Consider the following 22,700-nt stretch of genomic DNA (forward strand, 5'->3'; position numbering starts at 1 on the left):
TCAGCTTTTTTATTCTTATCTTTATCCCCCGAAAGCATCGCGGAATGCCCAGCGGAGCTTGGCGACATCAACCTCCCACAGCTCGGCGATGTCGCCGGCAACGTTCTCGTCCCACCAGTCGGACAGAACCTTGCGGTTTTTTTCATTCTCTGCAATAAAGATCAGATTCATGATGACCTTTTTGTAATACAAGTCCTCGGCCTGCTCCATCTTCTCTTTGGGTACCCATACCTTCAACCGTTTGACGGTTCGATACAGTTCATTGCTGCAGGCTCGGCGGATTTTTCTTGCGGACGGCAGGCCGGACGTATGCTTCTGGGTAGCGGACTTCATCGTGAACCGACTCCTCTCTAACTCATAAATATGCGCCCGAGTTTGAGACGGTCACTTCGTAAGCCGCGTATTACTGGTTGTTAATGGACCTCGATGTAGCCAACCATCGGTCCGCCATTGTTCATATCGGTATGAACCTGGCATATAATGGGGTAGGTGCCGGCTTGTTCGGGAGTAAATCGGACAACCGTGGTTTGTCCTTTTTTCACCTCGCCTTTAATGCCGAGACCTTCAATGACAAAAGGATGGCTGCTGCCGTTTACGCCGCTGATGCGAAGCTCGACGGGCTCGCCCTTGCGGAGGCTGACGGTGCCCGGATCCCAGCGGTATACCTCCAGCTTTTTGCCGTCTTCGGTCGTTGTGCTGAATTCGCCCGTTACGAGCTGGATGGTCTGTACCTTTGCCATCTGGCTGCTTGCCGTGCGCGTACGGTCCCAGCTTAAATAGACGGCTGCCAGGAGGAGGATAAGCAGGGCAAACGCAAATAGCTGTAGATGTTTTTTATTAATAATAAATACACGCGACACAGGGATTCCTCCTTGTTACTCTTTTAATGAGAACGGACTCGAAGTTATGCTAGTGTATGCGGCGGCTTGTCCCGGCATGACACCTTTCGTCGCATGGACAAGCCCGACTATAGCCGGGTGGATGCCTATCCGCTTCGTATGGTAGAATACAGTCAATTGCTATTATTTAGGATCGGGGAAGGCGGGATGGAATGGATTTGATAAAGGATATTTTGCACGAAATTCTAGTATGGATTGAAAGTCTTGGTTACTTCGGGATACTAATTGGATTGCTCATAGAGGTGATTCCAAGTGAAATAGTATTGGGTTTCGGCGGATACTTAGTGTCGGAAGGGAAAATATCATACCTGGGCGCTATTATTTTCGGCGTGCTTGGCGCCGTTGGACAGAACTGGATATTATACGCGATTGGAAGATTCGGCGGCCGTCCTCTGGTCGAGAAATACGGCAAATATATTAAAATCAAAATGAAGCATGTCGATATCGCGGAAGGCTGGTTCAAGAAATACGGAGCGGGTATCGTCTTTACCGCCCGTTTTATCCCGGTTATGCGCCAGGTTATCTCGATTCCGGCAGGGATGGCCAAGATGAACTTCACCTTGTTCACGCTCCTGACGGCGCTTGCTTCCATCCCTTGGACGATATTATTTGTTCATTTGGGCAAAACATTAGGTGAGAATTGGGAAGACGTCGATCAGAAGGCTGCCCAGTACGTACAGCCGGCTATTCTGATTGCCATAGCATTGCTGATTGTTTATGTGGTGTACAAGTTTATCCGTTCGAGAGGCAAGTCCGTATAATAAACCGATAACAGAAAGAGGGATGAACATGAGCAGAAGCGTAGCCGAAAAATTAAACAAAGGGATTAGCCCCCAGCAGTTTGTTGAAGGAATGACCAAGAACAAGGAAGCCTTCCAGGGCTGGTACGACAAATTTGAATGGGCAAACGACAGCGACCGCGAATTTTTCGAATCGCTGAAAAGCCGCAATGACCTGCGCGTCTTTATTCTGATGGCGGATTGGTGCGGCGACGTTGTCCGCAATATTCCGGTTGTATTCCGTGCGCTGGAGACGGGGGAAGTTCCGGTTGAGGTTCTTATCATGGAAGAAAATCTCGATACGATGGATCAATTCCTGACGATGGGAGGCCGCTCCGTTCCGGTTGTTATCGTAACCGACGCGGAAGGCAAGGTGATCCATGGCACATGGGGGCCAAGACCAACCTACGTCCAGGAGCCCATGGTGTCTTTCAAGAAAGAGAATCCGGACCGCGAAGCAGCGGACTACCAGGATAAGCTTGCGGAGACCCGCAAGGAAATTATGCGCCGTTACGGGGAAGGCACCGGTTACCACGCTTTGGTTGTACAGGAACTTAGAGCGTTAATAGAATCGATTTAAACCGATCGGATTGGAGTATGGCGAACATGCGCATTGAAACGTTTACGCTAGGCCCGCTGCAAACCAATGCTTATTTATTGACGGAAAAAGATGAGCAGAGCGGCGAAGAGCGCGGAATTATTATCGATCCGGGAATGGGGCCGAAGCGCCTGCTGGACCGGATCGCCGGAGTTAAAATCGAAGCGATTCTGCTTACTCACGCCCACTTCGATCACATGGGCGGCGTAGAGGAAGTAAGAACCGCTGCGGGTTGTCCGGTATACCTCCATGATCTAGAGGCGGATTGGCTGACGGATGCCCGCCAGAACGGCTCGATGCGGTGGTCGGACGTAACGCCGCCGCTGACGACAGGTCCAGCCGAATACGCGCTGGATGAAGGGCAGACGCTGGAATTTATCGGCCATACGTTTAAAGTCCTGCATACGCCGGGTCATTCTCCGGGCAGCGTCAGCTTCCTCTGCGGAAATGATATCTTCTCGGGGGATGTTCTGTTCCGGCAATCTGTCGGCCGGACTGACCTGCCGGGCGGACGGGAACGGGATTTGTTCGATTCGATTCAATTGAAGCTGTACAAGCTTCCGCCTGAAGTTAAGGTTTACCCGGGGCATGGGCCCAAAACGACGATTGGCTATGAAATGGCCAATAACCCTTACGTGAGATAGCTTTTCAAGCGAACCGCCGGCTGATTTCTGCCGGCGGTTTTGCTGCTTTTCCGGTTTCGTTTCCGGAAATATGGAAAAGCGGATTCAAATCTGAGACAATATAGTTATGGCCTTTTTGTAAATGATAAGTTTGAAGGGACGGTGCGGTTGTTTGGCGGATACTAAAGTAAAGCATGTGGAAGAGGAAGCGGCAGGCACGGGCAAGCGGACACCCGAGCAGGCTGCTGCCGAGAATGAACAAATCATAAAAAGCATGGCATCGCAGCTGTCGATTCCGATCACGAAAGTGAAATCGGCCGTTGCTTTGCTTGATGAAGGCAATACCATTCCGTTTATCGCGCGTTACCGGAAAGAGATGACCGGCGAGCTCGACGAGAATGATCTCCGGGCGATTGAAGAACGGCTGCAATATATGCGGAATCTGGAAGATCGCAAACGCGAAGTGATCCGTCTGATTGACGAGCAGGGCAAGCTGAGCGATGAGCTTCGCCGCTCGATCGAGGCTTCGGGCAAGCTGCAGGAGGTTGAGGATCTGTATCGTCCTTACCGGCAGAAGCGCAAGACGCGCGCCAGCGTCGCGAAGGAACGCGGGTTGGAGCCGCTTGCCTTGTGGCTGTGGGCTCAGCCCCGCCAGGGCGAACCGCTTGCCGAAGCGGCAAAATATACGAATGAGGACAAAGGCGTAGCGTCGGCAGAGGATGCTCTTCAAGGCGCCATGGACATCCTGGCCGAGAATATCGCGGATGACGCCGCCATCCGTTCTTGGGTGCGGAAGCATACCTTTGACCAAGCACTGCTTAAGACCGAAGCGAAAAACGCGGATGCCGAATCCGTCTACGAGATGTACTACAGTTATCAGGAGCCGGTCCGCAAGCTGCCGCCGCACCGCGTCTTGGCGATTAACCGCGGGGAGCGTGAAGATATTCTGCGCGTTTCGTTTGAGCTTTCCGCGGAACGGATCCATGAGTTTATCCAGCGCAAAGTGCTTCGTCAGCAGACTGCGCCCGCCGTTCGCGATGTGCTGGCGGCTGTCATTGAGGATGCCTACAAACGGCTTATTTCCCCTTCGATCGAGCGGGAAGTTCGCGGCGAGCTGACGGAGAAGGCGGAAGAGCATGCGATCTCGATCTTCTCCGAAAATTTGCGCAACCTGCTGCTCCAGCCGCCGGTGCGCGGCAATGTGGTATTGGGCGTTGACCCGGCTTACCGGACGGGCTGCAAGCTCGCCGTGATTGACGACACCGGCAAGCTGATGGAAGTAGCCGTCACTTATCCGACTCCTCCCAACAACAAGGTTGCGGAAGCGGAGAAAATCATCAACGGTCTGATTGACCGTTACGGCGTATCGCTTATCGTGATCGGCAACGGGACGGCTTCCCGCGAGACGGAGCAGTTTATTGCCGGCCTGATCGGCAAACGCAAGACAGCCGGACAAGCCGAGCTGAGATATATTATCGTAAGCGAAGCGGGGGCAAGCGTTTATTCCGCTTCGAAGCTTGCGGCGGAAGAATTCCCCGATCTCGACGTAGCCGAGCGCAGCGCGGTCTCGATTGCGCGCCGCCTGCAGGATCCGCTCGCCGAGCTTGTGAAGATCGAGCCTAAAGCGATCGGCGTCGGGCAATACCAGCATGACGTCAGCCAGAAGCGGCTCGACGAAAGCCTTGGCGGCGTAGTTGAATCCGCCGTTAACCACGTCGGCGTAGACGTAAACACGGCATCCGCGTCGCTGCTTTCTTACGTTGCGGGGATCAATGCGACGATTGCGAAAAATATCGTCAAGTACCGCGAGGAGAACGGCCGGTTCGCGAAACGCGGCCAGCTGCAGAAGGTGCCGCGCCTTGGCGCCAAATCCTATGAACAATGCATCGGCTTCCTGCGAATTCCGGAGGCGGCGAATCCGCTGGACAGCACGCCGATCCACCCGGAATCCTACGAGGTTGTCGGCAAGCTGTTTGCCGAGCTTGGCTTGAAGCAGAATCAGCTTGGAACGGATGAGCTGAAGGAGAAGCTGTCGGGAATCGATCCTGCAGCCCTTGCGCCTTCGCTTGGCGTAGGGGTTCCAACCTTGAAGGACATTATCGACAGCCTGCTCCGTCCTGGACGCGATCCGCGCGAGGAGCTGCCGCCGCCGATATTCCATACCGATGTCCTCAATATTGAAGATTTGACTCCGGGGATGGAGCTGCAGGGAACGGTACGGAACGTTATCGACTTTGGCGCCTTTATCGATATCGGCATCAAGAATGACGGACTTGTCCATATTTCGCAGATGAGCGACAAATTCGTGAAGCATCCGATGGATGTCGTATCCGTTGGCGACAATGTCACGGTATGGGTGCTTGGCGTTGATTTGAAAAAGGGCCGGGTTTCCCTTACCATGCGCAAGCAGGCATAATTTCGGGCTTGCTGGCTTCTCGTGAGGGATTCTATAATACAGATGTGCCTCTAAGATCCTACTAAGGAAGGAGAGGATGGACATCATTATGCAGCCCGATAACAATGCGGTGCAAACGGACAAGGAACGGAGCAGCAGCGCACCTAACCATAAATGGTTTGGTTTGTCCCTGCAAGCGCTTGTCGTGTTGTCCCATAAACCTAATGCGTGTACAAGCGCTGAACTAGCCGGCCATATAAAGTCGGAAGCAACGATGCTCCGGCGCGTATTGGCCAAGCTGGCCAAGGAGCAGCTGCTTGAGACGAGGGAAGGACGTGACGGCGGTTACCGCTTGAAGCGCGCCCCTGAGACGATTACGCTTGCCGACGTGTATTTGGCTTTGCGCGTGGGAGCGCCTTTATGCAATGGCATGATGGATACAACCGGCATTCATGATTTTGGGCAGGAGATGCGGATGGCTTTTATGGAGATAACCGACGAAGTGGAGCGGAAGACATTGGAAGTGCTGCGCCAGGTTACCATTGCTCAGCTCTCCGAGAGAATTTGCACGTTGAGACGGATGGATTTGAATAGTTGAAAAGGGCGGCGGAAAAAATAGTCACACGAACCCAGTTGACTTTCCGCTGTCACGATTTTATACTGTTATCAAAACTGTTACAGATGCGAGCGTACTTACATCATAAAAGGACCCATTTGCATATTTGTAACTGTGTTAAATTATTCGCAGTTTAATCCGCGGTTTATTTTTCGCAGTCAACCTTTTTCCTGAAGCCTTTTATTTGGTTTTAACTGAGCAATCTGGTACACAGATCATTTCATTATTGGAGGGAACCAACAATGGCTATCGAAACGCAAGCTGGCAAGGAATTTACGGAAGTACTGACATCCCGTCGCTCTGTTCGTCATTATGATCCGTCTTTCAAAATCTCGGACGAAGAAATCAAAGAAATTCTGGCGCTTGCGACGAAGGCTCCGTCTTCGGCGAATACGCAATCCTGGCGCTTCCTGGTAGTTACGGACCAAGCGCTGAAAGATCAATTGCTCCCGATTGCGAACAATCAGCAGCAGGTTGTCGACGCATCGGCCGTCGTCGTTATTCTGGGCGACCTGGAGTTCTACACTAGGCTTGGCGAGATCAACGGAGCGGCCGTTAAAGCCGGCTATATGACCGAGGAGATTGCCCAGCGCTTTACGGATCATTACACCAATCTGTTCCCTTCCATTCCGAAGGAGCGCGTGACTGAGATCGTTGCCTTTGACGCCGGTCTTGTCTCGATGCAAATTATGCTGGCAGCTAGGTCAAAAGGGTATGACACGGTACCGATGGGCGGTTACGACCGCGACAAGCTGAAAGCTTTCTTCGAAATTCCGGACCGTTACCTGCCGCTTCTTGTTCTGCCAATCGGCAAAGCAAAAGAGGAAGGCCGTCCAACCGTACGTCTTCCGCTCGACGACATTACGTTCTGGAACGGCGTGAAGTAATGCGCAAAAAAACTCCCGCAGCAGCTCGCTTGCGGGAGTTTTTTATTAAGACTTTAATGTAAAGTTATTTCGGGACGGCTTTCGTCTTCGTTTTTTGTCGTTTGCTTGCTCCGATAGAAATACCAGCATTCATTCAGCAGCTTAATCTGCCTAAGGTCCTTCTTCTGAAAAGCACGCATCATTTGATTGCAAAGCCATTGTGGCATTCGTATCTACTCCTTCCGGCCATACCTGATGTACTACTACAGTATGGAGAAGGGCGAATGTCCGTGCAGGTCCTACCACAATAGAAATTCTCAGTTCCGAATCCGCGGAAACCGAAATTCTATTCGGCGATTAATCCTACCTTTAAACGCGGTCGCTCATCTTCGAAAAGCCTCGATTGAGGATTATTCATTTCAGAGTTCTTCTTCCTCGTACCATTGTTCAAGCTGGGCTTGAAGGGCGCGAATCTCGGTGAGAAGGGCGATCAACGGGTAAGCCGATTCCTTGACGGCCGCGAAATCGCGTTCCAGTTCATTAATGTAGTCCAGACCGGAGACGATCCGGATGGAGCTGTCATGCAGCTCGACATTGTCGCATTCCGCAACCGCGTACGGCAGCTGAGGCACGTGATCGGCTGTAAGCTTGTCCATTTCTTTATGAAGGCGCAGGTTCAGCGCGCTGAGCTGGTAAGCATGGGATTCCGGCATCTCAACAAAGAAAATCCGGCTGCTGCCGTTCATAAGGACGTAACGCATTGTAGGCATGGTGAAAATAAACTCCCCTCGTAGACCATCTATAATGATTGCTACTTGACAGTGTAGCGTATGAACGCTTTAAAATTCAAGTACTGGGGGAGAATACAATGACCATGAAAATGAATGATGAACAGCTGCAGCAGTGGGTTGAGCGCGTATCGCTCGAAAGCTTTGGACGCCCCTTCATCCATCAGGCAACCTTTAACGGGCGTTTAAAGGCAACGGGCGGGCGTTATTTCACGAAGTCGCATAACATCGAGATCAGTCCTCATCAATTGGAAGCGTTTGGGGAAGAAGAAACCGAAAAAATTATCAAGCACGAGCTATGCCATTATCATCTTCATCTTATGAAGAGAGGGTACCAGCACCGGGACGAGGATTTCAAAAAGCTGCTCGCTTATGTCGGCGGATCCCGTTACTGCAAATCGCTTCCGGAGAGGGCGGCAAAGGCGCCAACCCCTTATAAATACATGCTTGTCTGCCGCAGCTGCGGTACCGAATATCCGCGTAAAAGAAGGCTTGATCCGGCCCGTTATGCATGCGGAAAATGTCGCGGAAAACTTTTTTTAAAAAACGCTTGACCTTCTGAAATGACCGTGATATATTATTACTTGTCGCCGCGGTAATCAAGCGGTTGAAAACGAAAGAAAAAGAGCAAGAAATTGAAGTATTCCCTGATAGCTCAGTTGGTAGAGCACTCGACTGTTAATCGAGTTGTCACAGGTTCGAGTCCTGTTCGGGGAGCCATGGAGAGATACCCAAGTGGCTCAAGGGGACCCTCTGCTAAGGGGTTAGACTGCGTAAGTGGTGCGAGGGTTCGAATCCCTCTCTCTCCGCCATAATTTTCTTGGTGGACAAGTCGCTCGAGAGAGATGACGATAGGAACAACAAGTAAGCGAGGCCCGTTGGTCAAGGGGTTAAGACACCTCCCTTTCACGGAGGTAACAGGGGTTCGAATCCCCTACGGGTCACCATTTCCTTAATGTAGCGGCTCTCGAGAGTTCGTTTTACAGCATGAGAGCCATTAGCTCAGTTGGTAGAGCACCTGACTTTTAATCAGGGTGTCGAAGGTTCGAGTCCTTCATGGCTCACCATTTTACTTCTCCCTCGAAGTGATGGTATGAAGGAAATGAAATTAAATGTGCGGTAGTGGTGGAATGGCAGACACGCTATCTTGAGGGGGTAGTGGGCGTACGCCCGTGGAGGTTCGAGTCCTCTCTACCGCACCATAACTTAACAGATACATCCCTTACGAGTGTAAGGGATTTTTTTATGTTTTCTTCTTGTAATCGGATTGTACTTTGGACTTTGGAACAAGCGCGACTATAATGAAAAGAATAAGCCATATAGAATGAAACCTGCCGGTGTTAAGGAAAGCCCGAACAAGGAGTGATAAATCGCATGATAAAAGTGCTTGTTGTAGACGATGAAGTGAGTATCTCCAGCGCGATCGCTTATGCATTGCAGCGTGAAGGATTTACGGTGGAGACAGCCGGCGACGGGATGGAGGCGCTTGAGAAGGTTGCTGCCTTCAAGCCGGATGTTATGGTGCTTGATGTGATGATGCCCAAGATGAACGGTTACGAGGTATGCCGCAAGCTGGAGGCGGGCGACCGACCGGCCATTATGCTGCTCACCGTAAAAAACGATATTGTAGATAAAGTGCTTGGGCTTGAGCTTGGGGCCGATGATTACATGACCAAGCCGTTTGATATCCGGGAAGTCGTCGCCCGCGTGAAGGCACTGTACAGACGCCGTCAGTTTGAATCGCCGGAACAGGGTTCGGATAAGGAAGGCAGACTGGAGCTTGGCGGAATTGCGATAGAATTGTTAAGCCGCACGGTCAGGGTTGACGATGAGATTGTGGATCTTACGCCGAAGGAATTTGATCTGCTGGCGCTGCTGGCAAAGCATCCGGACCGGGTATACTCCAGGGAAGCGCTGCTTGAGCAGGTTTGGGAGATGGATTTTGCCGGCGGTACCCGTACCGTGGACATTCACGTGCAAAGGCTTCGCAAGAAGCTTGGCGAATGGCAGGGCTTAATACAAACCGTTTATGGTATCGGCTATAAAAGCACGAGGACAAACGGATGACCCGAGCTGCCGGTTCCCGGCATCGGTTCAGGATTGGTTTAAAGGGCAAAATTACCGTTTTTCTCGCTTCGCTGCTCGCTTTCGTGGTGGTGCTGCTCAGCACGCTGGTGCTAGCGGGTATCCGAGAGGATCAGCAGAGGAGGATGGAACAAAGCTTCTCCCAGCTGGCGAATTCCGCGAATCTTCGCGTACGCGAGGAGTATTTGACGGGTGAACGGGTGTCGCCGGATGAATTTATGGAGCGCAACGGACAGAGCCTGGCGGTAGATCTCGGGGGGCAAAGCGGCATGGCGGTTACGCTGTACAGCGCTGACGGGGAATTCGCCGGGACTTCGCTGCCGGTACAACCCGTGACCGACGTGAAGGATGCGCTTGCCCATACCGCGAAAGGCCAGGAAGCCTATATTACGCTTGGCAATCAAGTGCTGTATCTGGCACCGCTATACAATGCCGATCAATTTCTTGGCAGTGTACAGTTCCATGGCTCCCTCCAGGAACAGAAAATGTTCTACGGCCATATCAGGGATTTGTTTATCGGTACGGGGGCTGCCGTATTGGCGGCCGGTCTCTTGCTTGGTTATCTGTACGTGTGGCGGCAAGCCTTTATCCTTGGCAAGCTGAACCAGGCGGCCAAGGATATCGGGGAAGGCCGTTACCTCGACAAGCCGCCCGTGCGCAGGCGGGACGAGATCGGCGAGCTTGCGGAAGGCATTTACGATATGAGCGGCAGCATCGCTTCGTATGTCGATGAACTAAACGAAGAGAAGCAGAAGCTGCTAACGGCTATCAAACGCCTGCAGGAGCTCGAGCAGCAGCAAAAGCAGTTTATCGGCAATATAAGCCATGAACTGAAAACGCCCTTAACTTCCATTCTGGCGTATTCGGATCTGCTTGGCATGTACAGCGATGACCCGGTTTTGCTGCAAAATGCCCGGACCCAGATCAGCAAGGAAGCGGAACGCTTGTATGCGCTGATCGAGAAGGCGCTTCAGCTCTCGTCGATGGATATTTACGATTTTGAGACCAACGCCGCTCACTTCCAAGTGAAGCCGCTGCTGGAGGATGCTTTAGGCCGTCTGCAGATCAAGGCGGAAAAGCAAAGGATCACGCTCTCGTCCGATTTGAAGGACGACCTCGTATGGGCGGATTCGGATAACCTCATGCATATGGTTACCAATCTGCTTAGCAACGCGATCAAGTACAACCGTCCCGGAGGATGGGTTCGGCTTTCCAACCGGTCCGAAACGGGGGCTACTGGTGAAAGACGCGTTATTATCGAGGTTGCGGACAGCGGTATCGGCATACCGGAGGAGCTTCAGAACCGGATCTTTGACCCGTTCTTTACCGTTAGCGACGACCGATCCCGGGAAACCGGCGGTACGGGGCTTGGCTTAGCTTTGGTCAGGAGCTTGGCCGAGAAGCAGCACGGCACCGTCAAACTGGCCGAATCAGGACCGAAAGGCTCCCGATTTGTCATCTCCCTGCCCGGTGAGCCCGCAGCCTTAGAGACAGGGCCGCTAGAAGAGTAAAAACAAGCCTGGACATTGCATGGTCCGGGCTGTTTTTTGATTTGGGCATTCTAATAAAAAGTTGTTACAACTTGGATACAATTCAGATATGTTTTCGACATAGAGGCCTTCTATACTGATGGAAATTGGTAAATATCCGGGGGGATAACGATGAAACAGATCATTAAATTAGGCGCCGCGTTGTCGCTCGCCGCCGCAATTGCTGCGTGTTCCTCTGTCCAGAGCGGTAATCAAGCCAGTAACGGCAATAACTCGAATAAACATGGGGAATTAACGGTTGTAAAAAGCCCAGAGAAAAAACCAAACCAGGACGTCATGGTGCAGCGGATACATCGCTTTGAGGGGGCAAGCATGGATAAATGGCTGTCCGATGATCGGGTGCAGCTCATGTACACCAAGCTTGTCAAGCAGGCTACAGCGACGGAAGAGGCCAAGTACGAGTACAATACCGCAGAAGTGGATTTAAGCAACAACGAGCAGAAATCGGCTGAGGAACCGGTGAAGAACGTTCAAACGGTCGAGAAGGAACAGCGGTCTCCGGATGGCAAGTATGCATTCGTCCAGCAGTGGAAGGATAAATATACGGCACGCAATTTTATCAAGGAAGTCAGCACCGGGACGATGACCGAAATCAAGGGCAGCAACTACTTGGAAAGCGGCGGCTGGCTGAACGATACGACGTATGTTCTAGCCGCAGGCTCGATGAGCGGGCTTGGCGATATCCGCCAAATCAAGGTAGACGGGACCGTGTCCCTGCTGAAGCTGGATGACCCTGCTCTCGGAGATCAACCGTTTGCGAATTTCGGAGTAGGCCATGGGCGTATCTATTACACGGATAATAACCAGACCGTAAAGCAGTTTGCGCCCGATGCTCCGAAGCCGACCGAGCTGGTCAAACACGCGATGACGTTCCAGGTATCGCCGGATGGCAAGCATCTCGCGGTCGAAATCCAGAAGCAAGCCGGCGAGGCAGGCAGCGAGCTTCGTATTTTCGACTCGAACGGAAGCGCGGAAGGGCTCTCCATTGCCAAGGGCGATCTGATTCCGTATATCGCTTGGGCGCCGGATTCCTCCAAGCTGGCAGCTGCGCTGTATACCGAGAATCAGAGCGGGATGAACGGGGTGTATATTTTCGACTCGGCCACCGGCAAGGTTTCGCCGATTGGTCCAAGTTATTTTCCGCAATATCCGTTAAGCTGGAATCCTTCGGGTACGCGGCTTGGCGTAACGGTCGCCGATAAGGACAGCATGCCCGTTACGCATATTATCGATTTTCAATGAAAATATCCTCATGAGCAAGGTAATCCGGATCACGCGATCCGGATTTTTTTGTGCCCATTTGGTTGGGTGAATGTTACAGCTTCGATACAAGCTCGAAATTTTTTCGATATATCTGCTTACTATACTAAGTTCATCGGCAAGAAACAACAACGAAGGAGAGAGCGGATGAAATAAAGATCATTCATATACATCAAGCAGAAATGTTTACAGGTTCGTTACAAGCCCGAAATTATTTGGAGATAACGTCACTCTATACTGAAGTCAGTAAGGAGCTTCAAATAAAGTCAAACAGGTTATAAAAAGACAAAGACAGAGAGTAAAAAGGTTAGAAGTTCGGAAATAAAAAAAATAAACTAGACTCTAAAGGAGATCATTGAAATGAACAAAAACGTGAAAAGAACAGTCGCAACAATGATGATCGCTGGCATGACCGTATCCGGAGCAGCTGGAGTGTACGCCGGTACAAACATGGAAAAAATAAGCGCGTTCCTGAACCACGGCATCGGGTTTAAAATCAACGGCAGCACGTACATTCCGAAAGACGAGAACGGCAAAACGCTTGCGCCAATCACTTACCACGACACCACTTACCTTCCGGTTCGCGCGCTTTCGAACGCACTGAACACGCCAATCCAGTACGACAGCAAAACCAATACGATCTACATTGGTACAAGCACGACGGATCAATGGGTATTGACCAACTACTCCGCAGCGCAGCTGGACGAGATCAAAAAAGCATTTGCCGGCTTTGAAGGGTTCGGAACGGCTTACGCTCCGCAAATCATGATTAAAGGCGACGCTCTGCAAAAGGTAGCGGCAACGGCTGACGGCGTAAACCTTCTCTTCAAGAACATGACGGTAAACGTATCGCCGCGCGATTACTCTTTCGAATACGACGGCACAAACGTAACGCTGTCCAATGGCGCTAAAGCAAAATGGTACAACGTAAACGGCACAGACATGCTGACCGTGAAAGTGGATGATCGCTATGTGACCGTTAGCTCGCCTAACAAAGCCTTGAGCAAAGCGCAAGCGGAAAAAGTAGCGGTTACCGTTGCCAGCGTTGGCGTCGTGCAATCCGATATGGCCGCTGCAACGTACACTGCCGCTCAGCTGGATGAAATGAAAAAGGCATTTGCCGGCTTTGACGGCTTCGAAGCAGCCTACGCGCCGCAATTGACGGTTAAAGGCGATGCCCTGCAAAAAACAGCAGCTACTGCGGACGGCGTAAACCTGCTCTTCAAAAACATGACGGTAAACGTATCGCCGCGCGATTACTCCTTCGAATACGACGGCACGAATGTAACGCTGTCAAACGGAGCAAAAGCAAAATGGTACAACGTAAACGGTACGGATATGCTCACTGTAAAGGTAGATGACCGCTATGTAACGGTTAGCTCGCCAAGCAAAACGTTGACCAAAGCGCAAGCGGAGAAAGTAGCCGTTAGCGTAGCTAAAGTAGGCGCTGCGCAATCCGACCTGGCAACCGTAACGTACACGGATGCCCAAACGAAAGCGATTAAAGACGAATTTGCGAAATTCGACGGCTTCACGGCGGCTTATGCCCCAACAAAAATGGCTAAAGACGACGCGTTCCAAAACGTAGCGAGCGGTGATTCCGTCATCTTCTGGTTCAAACACATGAACGTTCAAATCTCGCCGCGCGACTATTCGTACGGTTATGACAGCACGGCAGTAACGTTGGCAAACGGCGTAAAAGCGAAATGGTTTGCACCAAGCGGCACCGCTATGCTGAGCTTCCAAATCGACGACCGTTACGTGACAATCAGCTCGGCGGATAACAGCCTGACGAAGGCTCAAATCGAGCAAATCGCAACAGGCGTAGCGAAATTGAAATAAGCATTCTCGGCACTCCCCGCGCGGCTTTCCAGCTGTGCGGGGAGTTTTTTTGTCCTCGAAATATCCATACAGCCCGGACAAAAAGGTTTACAGCTTCGTTACAGGCTCGAAATGGTTTCGAGATAACGCGAATCTATACTTAAGTCTGTAAGGAGCTTCAAACAAAAAACAAATTCAACTCTAAAGGAGATTATAAAAATGAACAAAAACGTAAAAAGAACAGTCGCAACGATGATGATCGCAGGCATGACCGTATCGGGAGCAGCCGGGGCGTTTGCCGGAGCAAACATGGAGAAAATCAGCGCGTTCCTGAACCACGGCATCGGCTTTAAAATCAACGGCAGCACGTATATTCCAAAGGATGAGAACGGCAATAAGCTTTCGCCAATCACGTATCATGACACGACTTACCTTCCGGTGCGCGCGCTTTCGAACGCATTAAACACGCCAATCCAATACGACAGCAAAACCAACACGATCTATATCGGCACAAGCACGACGGATCAATGGGTACTGACCAACTACTCGGCTGCCCAGCTAGATCAGATCGTAAAAGCATTTGCCGGCTTTGCGGGCTTCGAGCAGGCTTACGCTCCTCAAATGATGATTAAAGGCGATGCTTTTCAAAAGGCAGCAGCGACAAGCGACGGCGTCAACCTGCTCTTCGGCAATATGACCGTAAACGTGTCGCCGCGCGATTATTCGCATGACTATGACGGCACAAACGTAACGCTGTCAAACGGCGCAACAGCAAAATGGTATAAGGTAAACGGCAAAGACATGCTGACGGTAAAAGCAGACGACCGTTACGTAACGGTCAGCTCGCCAAACGGGAAGCTAAACAAATCCCAGGTAGAAAAAGCAGCAGCCAGCGTAGCGAAGGTAGGCGTTGCTCAAACCGATCTGGTAAAAGTATTGTACACAGCCGCGCAGCTTGAGGAGCTCAAGAAAGCCTTTGCCGGCTTTGACGGCTTCGAAGAGGCGTATGCTCCGCAAATGATGGTTAAAGGCGACGTTCTGAAGAAAACCGCAGCTTCAGCGGACGGCGTAAACATCCTTTTCGAGAACATGACCGTAAACGTCTCGCCGCGCGATTACTCCCACGATTATGACGGTACATCAGTCACTTTATCGAACGGCGCGAAAGCGAAATGGTACAAAGCCGGCGACACTCTTATGCTGACGTTAAAAGTGGATGATCGTTATGTTACCTTGAGCTCGCCAAATGCCAATCTGACGCAAGCACGTTTGGAAAAGGTAGCCGTGACGGTAGCGAAAGTGGGCACCGCGCAATCCGATCTGGCAAAAGTGACGTATACGACAGCTCAAACAAACGCGATTAAAGACGAGTTCGCGAAGTTCGACGGCTTTGAAACGGCGTATGCTCCAACCTTGATGACGGAAAACGACGCCTTCCAAAAAGTAGCGGGCGGAGATTCCGTTAACTTCTTGTTCAAGCACATGAGCGTTCAAATTTCGCCGCGCGATTACTCGGTTGGTTACGACAGCACAGCCGCAACGCTGCCAAACGGCGTAAAAGCGAAATGGTTTACGCCAAGCGGTACCGCTATGCTGAGCTTCCAGATTGACGACCGTTATGTCACAATCAGCTCCGCGGACAAAAGCCTGACGAAAGCTCAAATCGAGCAAGTGGCAACTGGCATAGCAAGATTGAAATAAGCTCTTCTACAGCATTCCCCGCACGGCTTTCGTCGCTGCGCGGGGGATTTTTTATGTTATAGATCCTGCTCCTGGAATGTTTGCAGGTTCGTTACAATCCGGAAACGCTTTGGAGATAACGGCTTTATATACTGAGGCAGTAAAGAACCGAATCGCGTTTCAAGGAGGAATACGTAGTGAAATGGAAAGGGATTGCCGCACTGCTTGCTATCGCGATCGTAATCGCTTGGCCGGTGCCCGTCAACCAGCTTGACGCTGCTTCCAACAGCGCCGCACATTATAAGAATAAAGTTATTGTCCTCATGTACCACCATCTTGATGCAACGGAAAGCGGGGCAACGATATCCCCGAGCCGATTCGGCACGCAAATGAAGATCCTGAAGGATAACGGCTACCATGTCATCAGCATAGAGCAATTCGCGGACTTCATGCGCGGCAAAGGAAAGGTGCCGGATAATGCCGTTGTGATTACGTTTGACGACGGTTACGAGAGCTTTGACCAATACGCGGTTCCGATTTTGAAAAAATATAAGTTTACCGCCGCCCACTTCATCATTGGAGCAAGCAGCGACAAGCAGAACGTTCATACCAAGCATATGACCTGGGATACGATGCGGAAGCTTAAGGCGGAAGGCTTCAGCTTCTACAGCCATACGTATAACCAGCATGATTACGCCCCGCTTGATAAAAAAGGCCGTAAGACGGGGCCAAAGCTGAGCAATCCGATCTATCTGCCCGGCAAGGGCCGCGTGGAGACGAAGGCGGAATATAAAGCCCGCATTGAAGCCGATGCACGGCTGGAGGAAAAACGGCTGAAGGAAGAGCTCGGCAACACGTACCAGATTATCGCTTTCCCGTATGGCGTGTTTAACCGGACGGCCAAGCAGATTGAGAAAAACGCCGGCGTATCTTTATTTTTCACCACGCACCCCGGCATTAACAAGCCGGGATCCGATGAAGCATTCCGCCTTAATGCCGGAACGCCAACGCTTACGGGCAGCAAGTTTCTCCGGATGCTGAAGAGATACGGCTAAGAACAATTTGTCCCTTGGGCCAAGCAGGACTATAATGAAGGAGGTATTTATAGCCGATCATTGGAAACGGGGAGGGCTTATTCGTGAAATTAGTCAGTTTCAAGGAAGAGGCAGCAGCTTCCGCTTACCGTTTGGGCGTACGGACGGATAAAGGCATCATTGATGCCGGTCATGTAACCTTAAACGGTTTATTGCAAGGCGGAGAGGCTGAACTTCGCGAGCTTCAGCAATTCGTTGAAGAGGCGAAGGAGCGGCATGTCCGGTATCTGGACGAGTCGGAGGTTGTTCTTGGGCCATGCGTGCCGGAGCCGGGGAAAATCATCTGTATCGGTCTTAATTACAGGAAGCATGCGGAGGAGACGAATATGCCGCTGCCCGAATACCCTATTCTGTTCAGCAAGTTTAACAACGCGCTTGCCGCGCATGGCGAGGATGTCCCTTTGCCCCAGTCGACGCAAAAGGTTGATTATGAAGCAGAGCTGGCCGTTGTAATCGGACGCGAGGCGAAAAATGTATCGGTGGACGAGGCGCTCGATTACGTATTCGGCTACAGTGCGTCAAACGATCTGTCCGCCCGGGATCTGCAGACCCGGACAAGCCAGTGGCTGGCGGGCAAATCCTGCGATAAATTCGCCCCTCTTGGTCCATACCTCGTATCGAAGGACGAAGTAGGAGATCCCAATGCTTTGCGGATCAGCTGCACGGTGAACGGAGAGGTCCGTCAGGACTCGAATACGTCCGATATGATTTTTAACTGCAAGGAAATTGTCAGCTATATCTCGCAATGCATGACGCTGTCGCCCGGAGACATTATTCTAACCGGCACGCCGGAGGGCGTCGTGATGGGCTATCCGCCGGAGAAGCAGGTGTATCTCCAAGACGGAGATGTCGTCACGATCGAGATCGAGAAGCTTGGGGCGCTTACGAACCGGATGGTTGCGGAAGCCTAATATGCCGCGGTTAAAACAAGAAAGCCGTCTTGGCCTGAAGTTCAGGTTAAGACGGCTTTCCGCGCATCAGCTTGCTTAATTTCTCCTCCGTATCGCTGTCCGGCGCGGGGGTGTAAATGCTGCAGCGAAGATCCGATCCGCCTTGCAGCTGCAAGGACGTCAAATGGAAGAGCATTTTCCCCGCTTTGGCATGCCGAAATTCCAGTACAACCTCAGGCGCCGTCCGTACCTCGCTATGCTCCCACAGCTCCTGAAAGTCCGGATGCAGCTCCGTCATCTCCTTCAGAAACCGATCATACCAGTTATCCTCTACATATTGCCCGTAATAAGCCCGGAAGATCGACAAAAACCCGCTTGCGAACTGCTTCCAGTTAACGGCTAAGCGGCGAAGCTCTTTTCTCGTGAATATGAGGCGAATCATATTCCGCTCCTGCTCGGGGATCTGGGCGAAGTCTACAAAGACATGGGCGGCAGCTTCGTTCCAGCCGACAATCTGACAGCGGCGGTCCGAAATAATGGATGGACATTGCCGGAGCTCTTGCAGGATTTTGCGCAGAGGAGGACTAACAGCATCCGATGAGTACGCGGGCATTTCGGCCGCCAAGGACGGGCCAGCACCGGGTTCAATCGCCAGACCGTACAAATAATTGCGTTCGTCATGGGTTAAACGCAAGGCGGATGCTATAGCATCCAGTACATTCGGCGAAGCTTGAATGTCCCGGCCTTGCTCCAGCCAGGTATACCAGGTGGTGCTGACGCCGGCAAGCGCCGCAACCTCTTCACGTCTTAAGCCGGGCGTCCTTCTCCGGCTGCCGGGAGGAAAACCAACCTCCTCGGGAGTAAGCTTGGCCCGTTGCGTTTTTAGAAAGCTGGAAAGCGCAGTGAGCCGCGTTTTGTTATTCATATTAAGCCGTACCTCCTTAGGGGTGATCCTGTTACTCATTATACTAGGATAAACGACAACTTGTAATAGGATACTTCATGTGGCAACATGATTTAATATCAGGTACTAATTTTAAGGTGTACACATACATTTGAGGAGTTGATCTTAATGGAACGTGTAGTAGTTACGGGAATGGGCGTTATTTCGCCGCTTGGACAATCGGTTGACGAATTGTGGTCCCGGATGAAGCGGGGAGAGTCGGGTATTTCCCGCATAGATGCGTTTGATGCGTCAAGGCTGAAAACGAAAATCGCGGGAACCGTTCAAAATTTTGATCCGGAAGCATTGTTTGGCCGCAAGGATGCAAGGAAAATGGACCGGTTCGTGCAATTCGCCGTTGCCGCCGCGGATCAGGCGATAACAGATTCCGGGCTTAAGCTGGATGAGATGGACCGCGATCGTATCGGGGTCTATGTCGGTTCGGGGATTGGCGGATTAAGCACGCTGATGGAGCAGGACGAAATTTTGCGCACCCGCGGTCCCGAGCGCGTAAGTCCGATGCTGGTGCCCATGATGATCGCCAATATGGCGGCAGCCACGATCAGTATCAGGTACCAATTAACCGGTCCTACGCTTGCGCCGGTTACGGCCTGCTCCATCGGAAATACCGCTATTGGCGAAGCGATGAGGCTTATCCGCCTCGGTGTAGCCGATGTGGTTATCGCGGGCGGCGCAGAGGCAACGGTAAATGAACTGTCGCTTGCCAGCTTTGGCAACGCGCAGGCTTTATCCTCGCGTAACGAGGAGCCAACGAAGGCGAGCCGGCCTTTCGACCAAAGCCGTGACGGATTTGTCATGTCGGAGGGAGCGGGTATCGTTGTGCTCGAGTCTTTGACTCATGCGAAGAAGCGGGAAGCTCGGATTTACGGCGAGGTGTTGGGTTACGGGGCAAGCTCGGACGCTTATCACATTGTTGCCACCCATCCGGAAGGAACCGGTGCGTACACGGCAATGAAGACAGCCCTTGCGGACGCTGGTATTCGTCCCGATGAAGTGGACATCATAAGCGCGCATGCCACAAGCACGGGTCTTGGAGACCGTTCGGAAGGCCAGGCGATTAGCCGGGTGTTTGGCCAGAACGCCAGCAAGATTGCCGTTACGGCGAACAAGTCGATGCTGGGCCATATGCTGGGAGCGGCAGGCGGCGTTGAGGCGATTGCCCTCCTTCAGAGCCTGCGCGAAGGAATCGTGCCGCCAACCATCAATCTGGAGCAGCTTGATCCGGAATGCGCTCTGACTAATGTTCCTGCAACAGCCCAGTCCGCTCCGCTGCGCATCGGACTTTCCAATTCATTCGGCTTCGGCGGACATAACGCCGTTATCGTGCTTAGCCGTTTCGAGGGCTGACGAATAGCCGTAGCGGGCTAATGATTTCTGCGCCGCTTCGCGCATCCGGAACTTCATGTAAGGATGATCGGTTACGCGGACGCGCAGCCCAAGAAAACGGAGCTTGGACAGCACGTATTCCGTTTCGTCGCCAAGAAAAGTCAGTCTGATCGTATAGGTATCCGATAATTCATCATATTGTACCTGCTTGTCAAAGCAGGAGAAGGCATACAAAATCCGGGATAACTCCTTGTTATAATCCGGAATAATCTCAATCGTGGCGTGCTGCATTCGCTTATCCAGCTGCTGGACAAGCGTCGCAGCCGCCTGGTTGAAAAATTCCTCGCTTACCGGCATTTCTTCCACGCTATGAATACTCCGCAGCCTGGTTGTCATCAGGGAGCGCGTTCTCCGGTTATACCAGAGCAAATACCATTCGCGCTTTACCATCGAATACTCCAGTTTATACGGTACGCCGGCTTGGCTGGGAAGGAGAAAGCCGTCTTTGCGGGTATGGCTCAGCTGCATGCCCGATTTCTTCACGATCATCTGCCTTAGCGTTCTCAGCAGAGGGTGGTAGAGGGAAGGGGAGGCACTGCCTGCTTTCTCGACAATAATGGATCGCAGCGAATCATAGCGTTCATCCGAACCGTCAAGACATTGCCGGAGCTTCTCCAGCGTATCCGGCGACAGGGCAGCTGCCGCCTCCGGATGCTCCAGCATCATCAGAAGCCAGCGGCGTTCCTGAGCCGTAACCGCCAGGGCGCCATGCTCGTCAAGCTGTGCCATCATCCTGTAATTGAATATTTTTTCGAACAGGTTCATAGTATTCCGCCAGCTCCTTCCATTCTTTGATCAATTCCCGTCTTAATGAAAGCGGCTCAAGCACCTCGCAGCTTGATCCAAAGCTGCGCAGCCAAGGCTTGATCTCCTGCGTGCCGTTCACCGTAATTTCGAACAGGAATGAAGCTTCGTCCTCCTCCGTAATAACGCCCCATTGCCCCTGCAGCTGCACCCGGTCCTTGATAAAGTTTCTTTTTGCCCCTTCCGGATTAAAAAATCTAACCTTCACCGAGGCAGGTCGGCCCAAATCGACAAGCCAGCTGAAACTCGTGTTGCGCTCCAGCGCTGCCAGCTTTGCCGCATATTCGTCCTCCGTTACAAGGCTGCTTTCCTCAAGCTGCGTTATTCCTTCCATTCTAAAAATCGCGACCTGGGACCGGCCTGAGCTGTAGCCAAGCAAATACCATCTTCCGTATTGATGGTCGTAAGCGACCTTAAGCGGCAGCATCTCGGTGAGCCGGCCTTCGGAGGGCTTGAGGAACATGGGATTCGTATTATTGGAATGATAGCTCTGATTGGATTTGGGCGTGAAGTAATGGAAGCTCAGCTTCCGCCTTGTCTCAATCGCCCTCATGATCGTGTACAAATGCGCTTCGTCCAGAATGCGCGAATGGTAATGGTATTTGTATAAGAATAGATCGCCTGCCCCGTCCGGCAGCTGCCGCCGCTTCATCGCTTTCTTCAAGCTGTCGCGCAGCAGATAGCCCTGAACGGAAGGCACCTGCGTGTTAGCCATCACATCAACAAAAGCATACAGATCCGACAACTCCTCGTCGGAGAGCACATTCACGAAGTCATTGTGGGCCGTATACTTGTAGGGTCTTCCGCCCGGAAGCCGGCGGATGACGCCAGCCAGCTCCAAGTATTTGAGATCGGAGCGGACGGTCTTCTCATCCGGCAGCGCAAGCTCCTCCGGCATGCCTTCGCAGCATAGATCGAGCAGCTCCAGCGGAGTGAGCGACTGCTCCTGAAGGGCGGAGATCAGGAGAGACAAACGGTAGCTCTCGGATTCCTTCAGAGATTTGGAGCGGAACAAGAAGAGCAGCAGCGGATCGGCCGTTTCGTAATAGCTGGTTCGCAGCATGTCGGCTATCGCTTTATTTTGTTCTTCGGCTGCCGGCTGCTGGACGGTTTCGGCGATATCCTTCAGGCGCCGGATGGTCTTGTCGAAGGTATGTACGGAGATGCCAAGCCGGTCGGCGAATTGCTGCCGGTTATAAGCGCCGCTAGTGAGCACCAGCATCCTCAGAAACTGGATTTCTTTATCGAAGCTTTCTTTAGCCACGGTTCATAAGCCCCTTTCATTGCCGAAGAGGTAGTTAGCTCTATTGTAACTTGGCACGGTAAAAGAGGATAGGCAATCATTCGTTGTATAGCGAGATACTTGCTCTTAAAGTCCCGCCTCTCGCCAACGTTGCACGAAAAGCAGCATAATAGCGTGATCTAGTCCAGTAATCCAATATATCATGCACGGAATGCAGGATATCGGAGAAAAATGTCCTCAAATCGACCCTTATAGCCGCAACATCCTGCATTCTGTGCAATATAACGCGTCCATCATTTCTCAAATGGGCGAAAATCCTGTATTTCGTGCAACGATAGCTAAGTAACATCACAGGGCGG

General features: G+C 51.9%; 22 protein-coding genes and 5 tRNA genes. 20 read left to right on the plus strand and 7 right to left on the minus strand.

Annotated elements, in window-relative coordinates; all coding sequences use genetic code 11:
• Positions 1 to 21 precede the first annotated feature (21 nt).
• Both EV294_RS25600 and EV294_RS25605 read right to left on the minus strand, forming a co-directional pair.
• Positions 22 to 333: a dehydrogenase gene (locus tag EV294_RS25600; protein ID WP_132312069.1), complete on the minus strand. Its 312-nt coding sequence runs from the start codon at positions 331 to 333 to the stop codon at positions 22 to 24.
• A gap of 80 nt (positions 334 to 413) precedes the next feature.
• Positions 414 to 860 carry a cupredoxin domain-containing protein gene (locus tag EV294_RS25605; RefSeq protein WP_132312071.1) on the minus strand — a complete coding sequence of 149 codons (447 nt, stop codon included), beginning with the start codon at positions 858 to 860 and terminating at the stop codon, positions 414 to 416.
• Positions 861 to 1,051: 191 nt separating this feature from the next.
• Between EV294_RS25605 and uptA the strand changes: the two genes are divergently transcribed.
• From uptA to EV294_RS25635, 6 genes are all read left to right on the plus strand, one after another.
• The gene (gene uptA, locus EV294_RS25610; RefSeq protein ID WP_132312073.1) at positions 1,052 to 1,660 is read left to right on the plus strand and encodes an undecaprenyl phosphate transporter UptA; all 609 of its coding nucleotides are present in this window, start codon (positions 1,052 to 1,054) and stop codon (positions 1,658 to 1,660) included.
• Positions 1,661 to 1,688: 28 nt separating this feature from the next.
• A complete protein-coding gene (locus tag EV294_RS25615) occupies positions 1,689 to 2,258 on the plus strand; it encodes a thioredoxin family protein (protein WP_132312075.1) in 570 nt (189 codons plus the stop codon).
• 26 nt (positions 2,259 to 2,284) lie between these two features.
• Entirely contained in the window at positions 2,285 to 2,920 is a 636-nt protein-coding gene (locus tag EV294_RS25620; protein WP_132312077.1) for an MBL fold metallo-hydrolase, read from the plus strand.
• Between the two features lie 151 nt (positions 2,921 to 3,071).
• Entirely contained in the window at positions 3,072 to 5,315 is a 2,244-nt protein-coding gene (locus EV294_RS25625; protein WP_132312079.1) for a Tex family protein, read from the plus strand.
• Positions 5,316 to 5,391: 76 nt separating this feature from the next.
• Entirely contained in the window at positions 5,392 to 5,892 is a 501-nt protein-coding gene (locus EV294_RS25630; protein WP_132312081.1) for an Rrf2 family transcriptional regulator, read from the plus strand.
• Positions 5,893 to 6,152: 260 nt separating this feature from the next.
• Positions 6,153 to 6,797, plus strand: coding sequence for a nitroreductase family protein (locus EV294_RS25635; protein ID WP_132312083.1), 645 nt, complete (start codon positions 6,153 to 6,155; stop codon positions 6,795 to 6,797).
• A 53-nt stretch (positions 6,798 to 6,850) separates the two neighbouring features.
• On the opposite strand, the gene cmpA is transcribed toward EV294_RS25635, so the two are convergent.
• Positions 6,851 to 7,003 (minus strand): cortex morphogenetic protein CmpA, encoded by a 153-nt coding sequence (gene cmpA, locus EV294_RS25640; protein WP_015846520.1) that lies wholly within the window; start codon positions 7,001 to 7,003, stop codon positions 6,851 to 6,853.
• Positions 7,004 to 7,195: 192 nt separating this feature from the next.
• Complete coding sequence (locus tag EV294_RS25645; RefSeq protein WP_132312085.1) at positions 7,196 to 7,546, minus strand: hydrolase/acyltransferase; 351 nt, start codon at positions 7,544 to 7,546, stop codon at positions 7,196 to 7,198.
• Between the two features lie 110 nt (positions 7,547 to 7,656).
• Here EV294_RS25645 and EV294_RS25650 point away from each other — a divergent pair, with 110 nt between their 5' ends.
• The 13 genes from EV294_RS25650 to EV294_RS25710 all read left to right on the plus strand — a co-directional run bounded on the left by EV294_RS25650 (position 7,657) and on the right by EV294_RS25710 (position 17,965).
• Positions 7,657 to 8,118 (plus strand): SprT family protein, encoded by a 462-nt coding sequence (locus EV294_RS25650; protein WP_165930810.1) that lies wholly within the window; start codon positions 7,657 to 7,659, stop codon positions 8,116 to 8,118.
• Positions 8,119 to 8,208: 90 nt separating this feature from the next.
• A tRNA-Asn gene (locus EV294_RS25655) sits at positions 8,209 to 8,284 on the plus strand.
• A 1-nt stretch (position 8,285) separates the two neighbouring features.
• Positions 8,286 to 8,376 (plus strand) — tRNA-Ser (locus EV294_RS25660).
• Between the two features lie 60 nt (positions 8,377 to 8,436).
• Positions 8,437 to 8,511: transfer RNA gene (locus tag EV294_RS25665), tRNA-Glu, on the plus strand.
• 44 nt (positions 8,512 to 8,555) lie between these two features.
• A tRNA-Lys gene (locus tag EV294_RS25670) sits at positions 8,556 to 8,631 on the plus strand.
• A gap of 49 nt (positions 8,632 to 8,680) precedes the next feature.
• A tRNA-Leu gene (locus EV294_RS25675) sits at positions 8,681 to 8,766 on the plus strand.
• A 172-nt stretch (positions 8,767 to 8,938) separates the two neighbouring features.
• Complete coding sequence (locus EV294_RS25680) at positions 8,939 to 9,631, plus strand: response regulator transcription factor (RefSeq protein WP_132312089.1); 693 nt, start codon at positions 8,939 to 8,941, stop codon at positions 9,629 to 9,631.
• Positions 9,628 to 11,160 (plus strand): HAMP domain-containing sensor histidine kinase, encoded by a 1,533-nt coding sequence (locus tag EV294_RS25685; RefSeq protein WP_132312091.1) that lies wholly within the window; start codon positions 9,628 to 9,630, stop codon positions 11,158 to 11,160. The genes EV294_RS25680 and EV294_RS25685 overlap by 4 nt, the downstream gene beginning before the upstream one ends.
• A 150-nt stretch (positions 11,161 to 11,310) precedes the next feature.
• The gene (locus tag EV294_RS25690; RefSeq protein WP_132312093.1) at positions 11,311 to 12,441 is read left to right on the plus strand and encodes a TolB-like translocation protein; all 1,131 of its coding nucleotides are present in this window, start codon (positions 11,311 to 11,313) and stop codon (positions 12,439 to 12,441) included.
• A 378-nt stretch (positions 12,442 to 12,819) separates the two neighbouring features.
• Positions 12,820 to 14,301 (plus strand): hypothetical protein, encoded by a 1,482-nt coding sequence (locus EV294_RS25695; RefSeq protein ID WP_132312095.1) that lies wholly within the window; start codon positions 12,820 to 12,822, stop codon positions 14,299 to 14,301.
• A gap of 198 nt (positions 14,302 to 14,499) precedes the next feature.
• Entirely contained in the window at positions 14,500 to 15,981 is a 1,482-nt protein-coding gene (locus EV294_RS25700) for a hypothetical protein (protein ID WP_132312096.1), read from the plus strand.
• Positions 15,982 to 16,157: 176 nt separating this feature from the next.
• Positions 16,158 to 17,015, plus strand: coding sequence for a polysaccharide deacetylase family protein (locus tag EV294_RS25705; RefSeq protein ID WP_132312098.1), 858 nt, complete (start codon positions 16,158 to 16,160; stop codon positions 17,013 to 17,015).
• 83 nt (positions 17,016 to 17,098) lie between these two features.
• The gene (locus EV294_RS25710) at positions 17,099 to 17,965 is read left to right on the plus strand and encodes a fumarylacetoacetate hydrolase family protein (RefSeq protein ID WP_132312100.1); all 867 of its coding nucleotides are present in this window, start codon (positions 17,099 to 17,101) and stop codon (positions 17,963 to 17,965) included.
• A gap of 46 nt (positions 17,966 to 18,011) precedes the next feature.
• On the opposite strand, the gene EV294_RS25715 is transcribed toward EV294_RS25710, so the two are convergent.
• Positions 18,012 to 18,869 (minus strand): helix-turn-helix transcriptional regulator, encoded by an 858-nt coding sequence (locus EV294_RS25715; RefSeq protein WP_132312102.1) that lies wholly within the window; start codon positions 18,867 to 18,869, stop codon positions 18,012 to 18,014.
• A 147-nt stretch (positions 18,870 to 19,016) separates the two neighbouring features.
• On the opposite strand from EV294_RS25715, the gene fabF reads away from it, so the two are divergent.
• Positions 19,017 to 20,255 (plus strand): beta-ketoacyl-ACP synthase II, encoded by a 1,239-nt coding sequence (fabF, locus tag EV294_RS25720; RefSeq protein ID WP_132312104.1) that lies wholly within the window; start codon positions 19,017 to 19,019, stop codon positions 20,253 to 20,255.
• Here the strand turns inward: fabF and EV294_RS25725 are convergent.
• Positions 20,199 to 21,059, minus strand: a complete 861-nt coding sequence (locus EV294_RS25725; protein ID WP_132312106.1) for a WYL domain-containing protein — start codon at positions 21,057 to 21,059, stop codon at positions 20,199 to 20,201. The two genes, fabF and EV294_RS25725, sit on opposite strands and share 57 nt — an antisense overlap.
• A complete protein-coding gene (locus EV294_RS25730; protein WP_132312108.1) occupies positions 21,010 to 22,362 on the minus strand; it encodes a helix-turn-helix transcriptional regulator in 1,353 nt (450 codons plus the stop codon). The genes EV294_RS25725 and EV294_RS25730 overlap by 50 nt, the downstream gene beginning before the upstream one ends.
• Between the last annotated feature and the right edge of the window lie 338 nt (positions 22,363 to 22,700).

This window comes from Paenibacillus sp. BK033 (genome assembly GCF_004345425.1).
In the GTDB taxonomy this organism is placed as follows: Bacteria; Bacillota; Bacilli; order Paenibacillales; family Paenibacillaceae; genus Pristimantibacillus.

Coding starts and splice junctions, on each gene's coding strand:
- EV294_RS25695 (WP_132312095.1), top strand. CDS start 12,820: ATGAACAAAAACGTGAAAAGAACAGTCGCAACAATGATGATCGCTGGC.
- EV294_RS25700 (WP_132312096.1), top strand. CDS start 14,500: ATGAACAAAAACGTAAAAAGAACAGTCGCAACGATGATGATCGCAGGC.
- EV294_RS25685 (WP_132312091.1), top strand. CDS start 9,628: ATGACCCGAGCTGCCGGTTCCCGGCATCGGTTCAGGATTGGTTTAAAG.
- cmpA (WP_015846520.1), bottom strand. CDS start 7,003: ATGCCACAATGGCTTTGCAATCAAATGATGCGTGCTTTTCAGAAGAAG.
- EV294_RS25630 (WP_132312081.1), top strand. CDS start 5,392: ATGGACATCATTATGCAGCCCGATAACAATGCGGTGCAAACGGACAAG.
- fabF (WP_132312104.1), top strand. CDS start 19,017: ATGGAACGTGTAGTAGTTACGGGAATGGGCGTTATTTCGCCGCTTGGA.
- EV294_RS25635 (WP_132312083.1), top strand. CDS start 6,153: ATGGCTATCGAAACGCAAGCTGGCAAGGAATTTACGGAAGTACTGACA.
- EV294_RS25680 (WP_132312089.1), top strand. CDS start 8,939: ATGATAAAAGTGCTTGTTGTAGACGATGAAGTGAGTATCTCCAGCGCG.
- EV294_RS25615 (WP_132312075.1), top strand. CDS start 1,689: ATGAGCAGAAGCGTAGCCGAAAAATTAAACAAAGGGATTAGCCCCCAG.
- EV294_RS25690 (WP_132312093.1), top strand. CDS start 11,311: ATGAAACAGATCATTAAATTAGGCGCCGCGTTGTCGCTCGCCGCCGCA.
- EV294_RS25715 (WP_132312102.1), bottom strand. CDS start 18,869: ATGAATAACAAAACGCGGCTCACTGCGCTTTCCAGCTTTCTAAAAACG.
- EV294_RS25645 (WP_132312085.1), bottom strand. CDS start 7,546: ATGCCTACAATGCGTTACGTCCTTATGAACGGCAGCAGCCGGATTTTC.
- EV294_RS25600 (WP_132312069.1), bottom strand. CDS start 333: ATGAAGTCCGCTACCCAGAAGCATACGTCCGGCCTGCCGTCCGCAAGA.
- EV294_RS25650 (WP_165930810.1), top strand. CDS start 7,657: ATGAATGATGAACAGCTGCAGCAGTGGGTTGAGCGCGTATCGCTCGAA.
- uptA (WP_132312073.1), top strand. CDS start 1,052: ATGGATTTGATAAAGGATATTTTGCACGAAATTCTAGTATGGATTGAA.
- EV294_RS25725 (WP_132312106.1), bottom strand. CDS start 21,059: ATGAACCTGTTCGAAAAAATATTCAATTACAGGATGATGGCACAGCTT.
- EV294_RS25620 (WP_132312077.1), top strand. CDS start 2,285: ATGCGCATTGAAACGTTTACGCTAGGCCCGCTGCAAACCAATGCTTAT.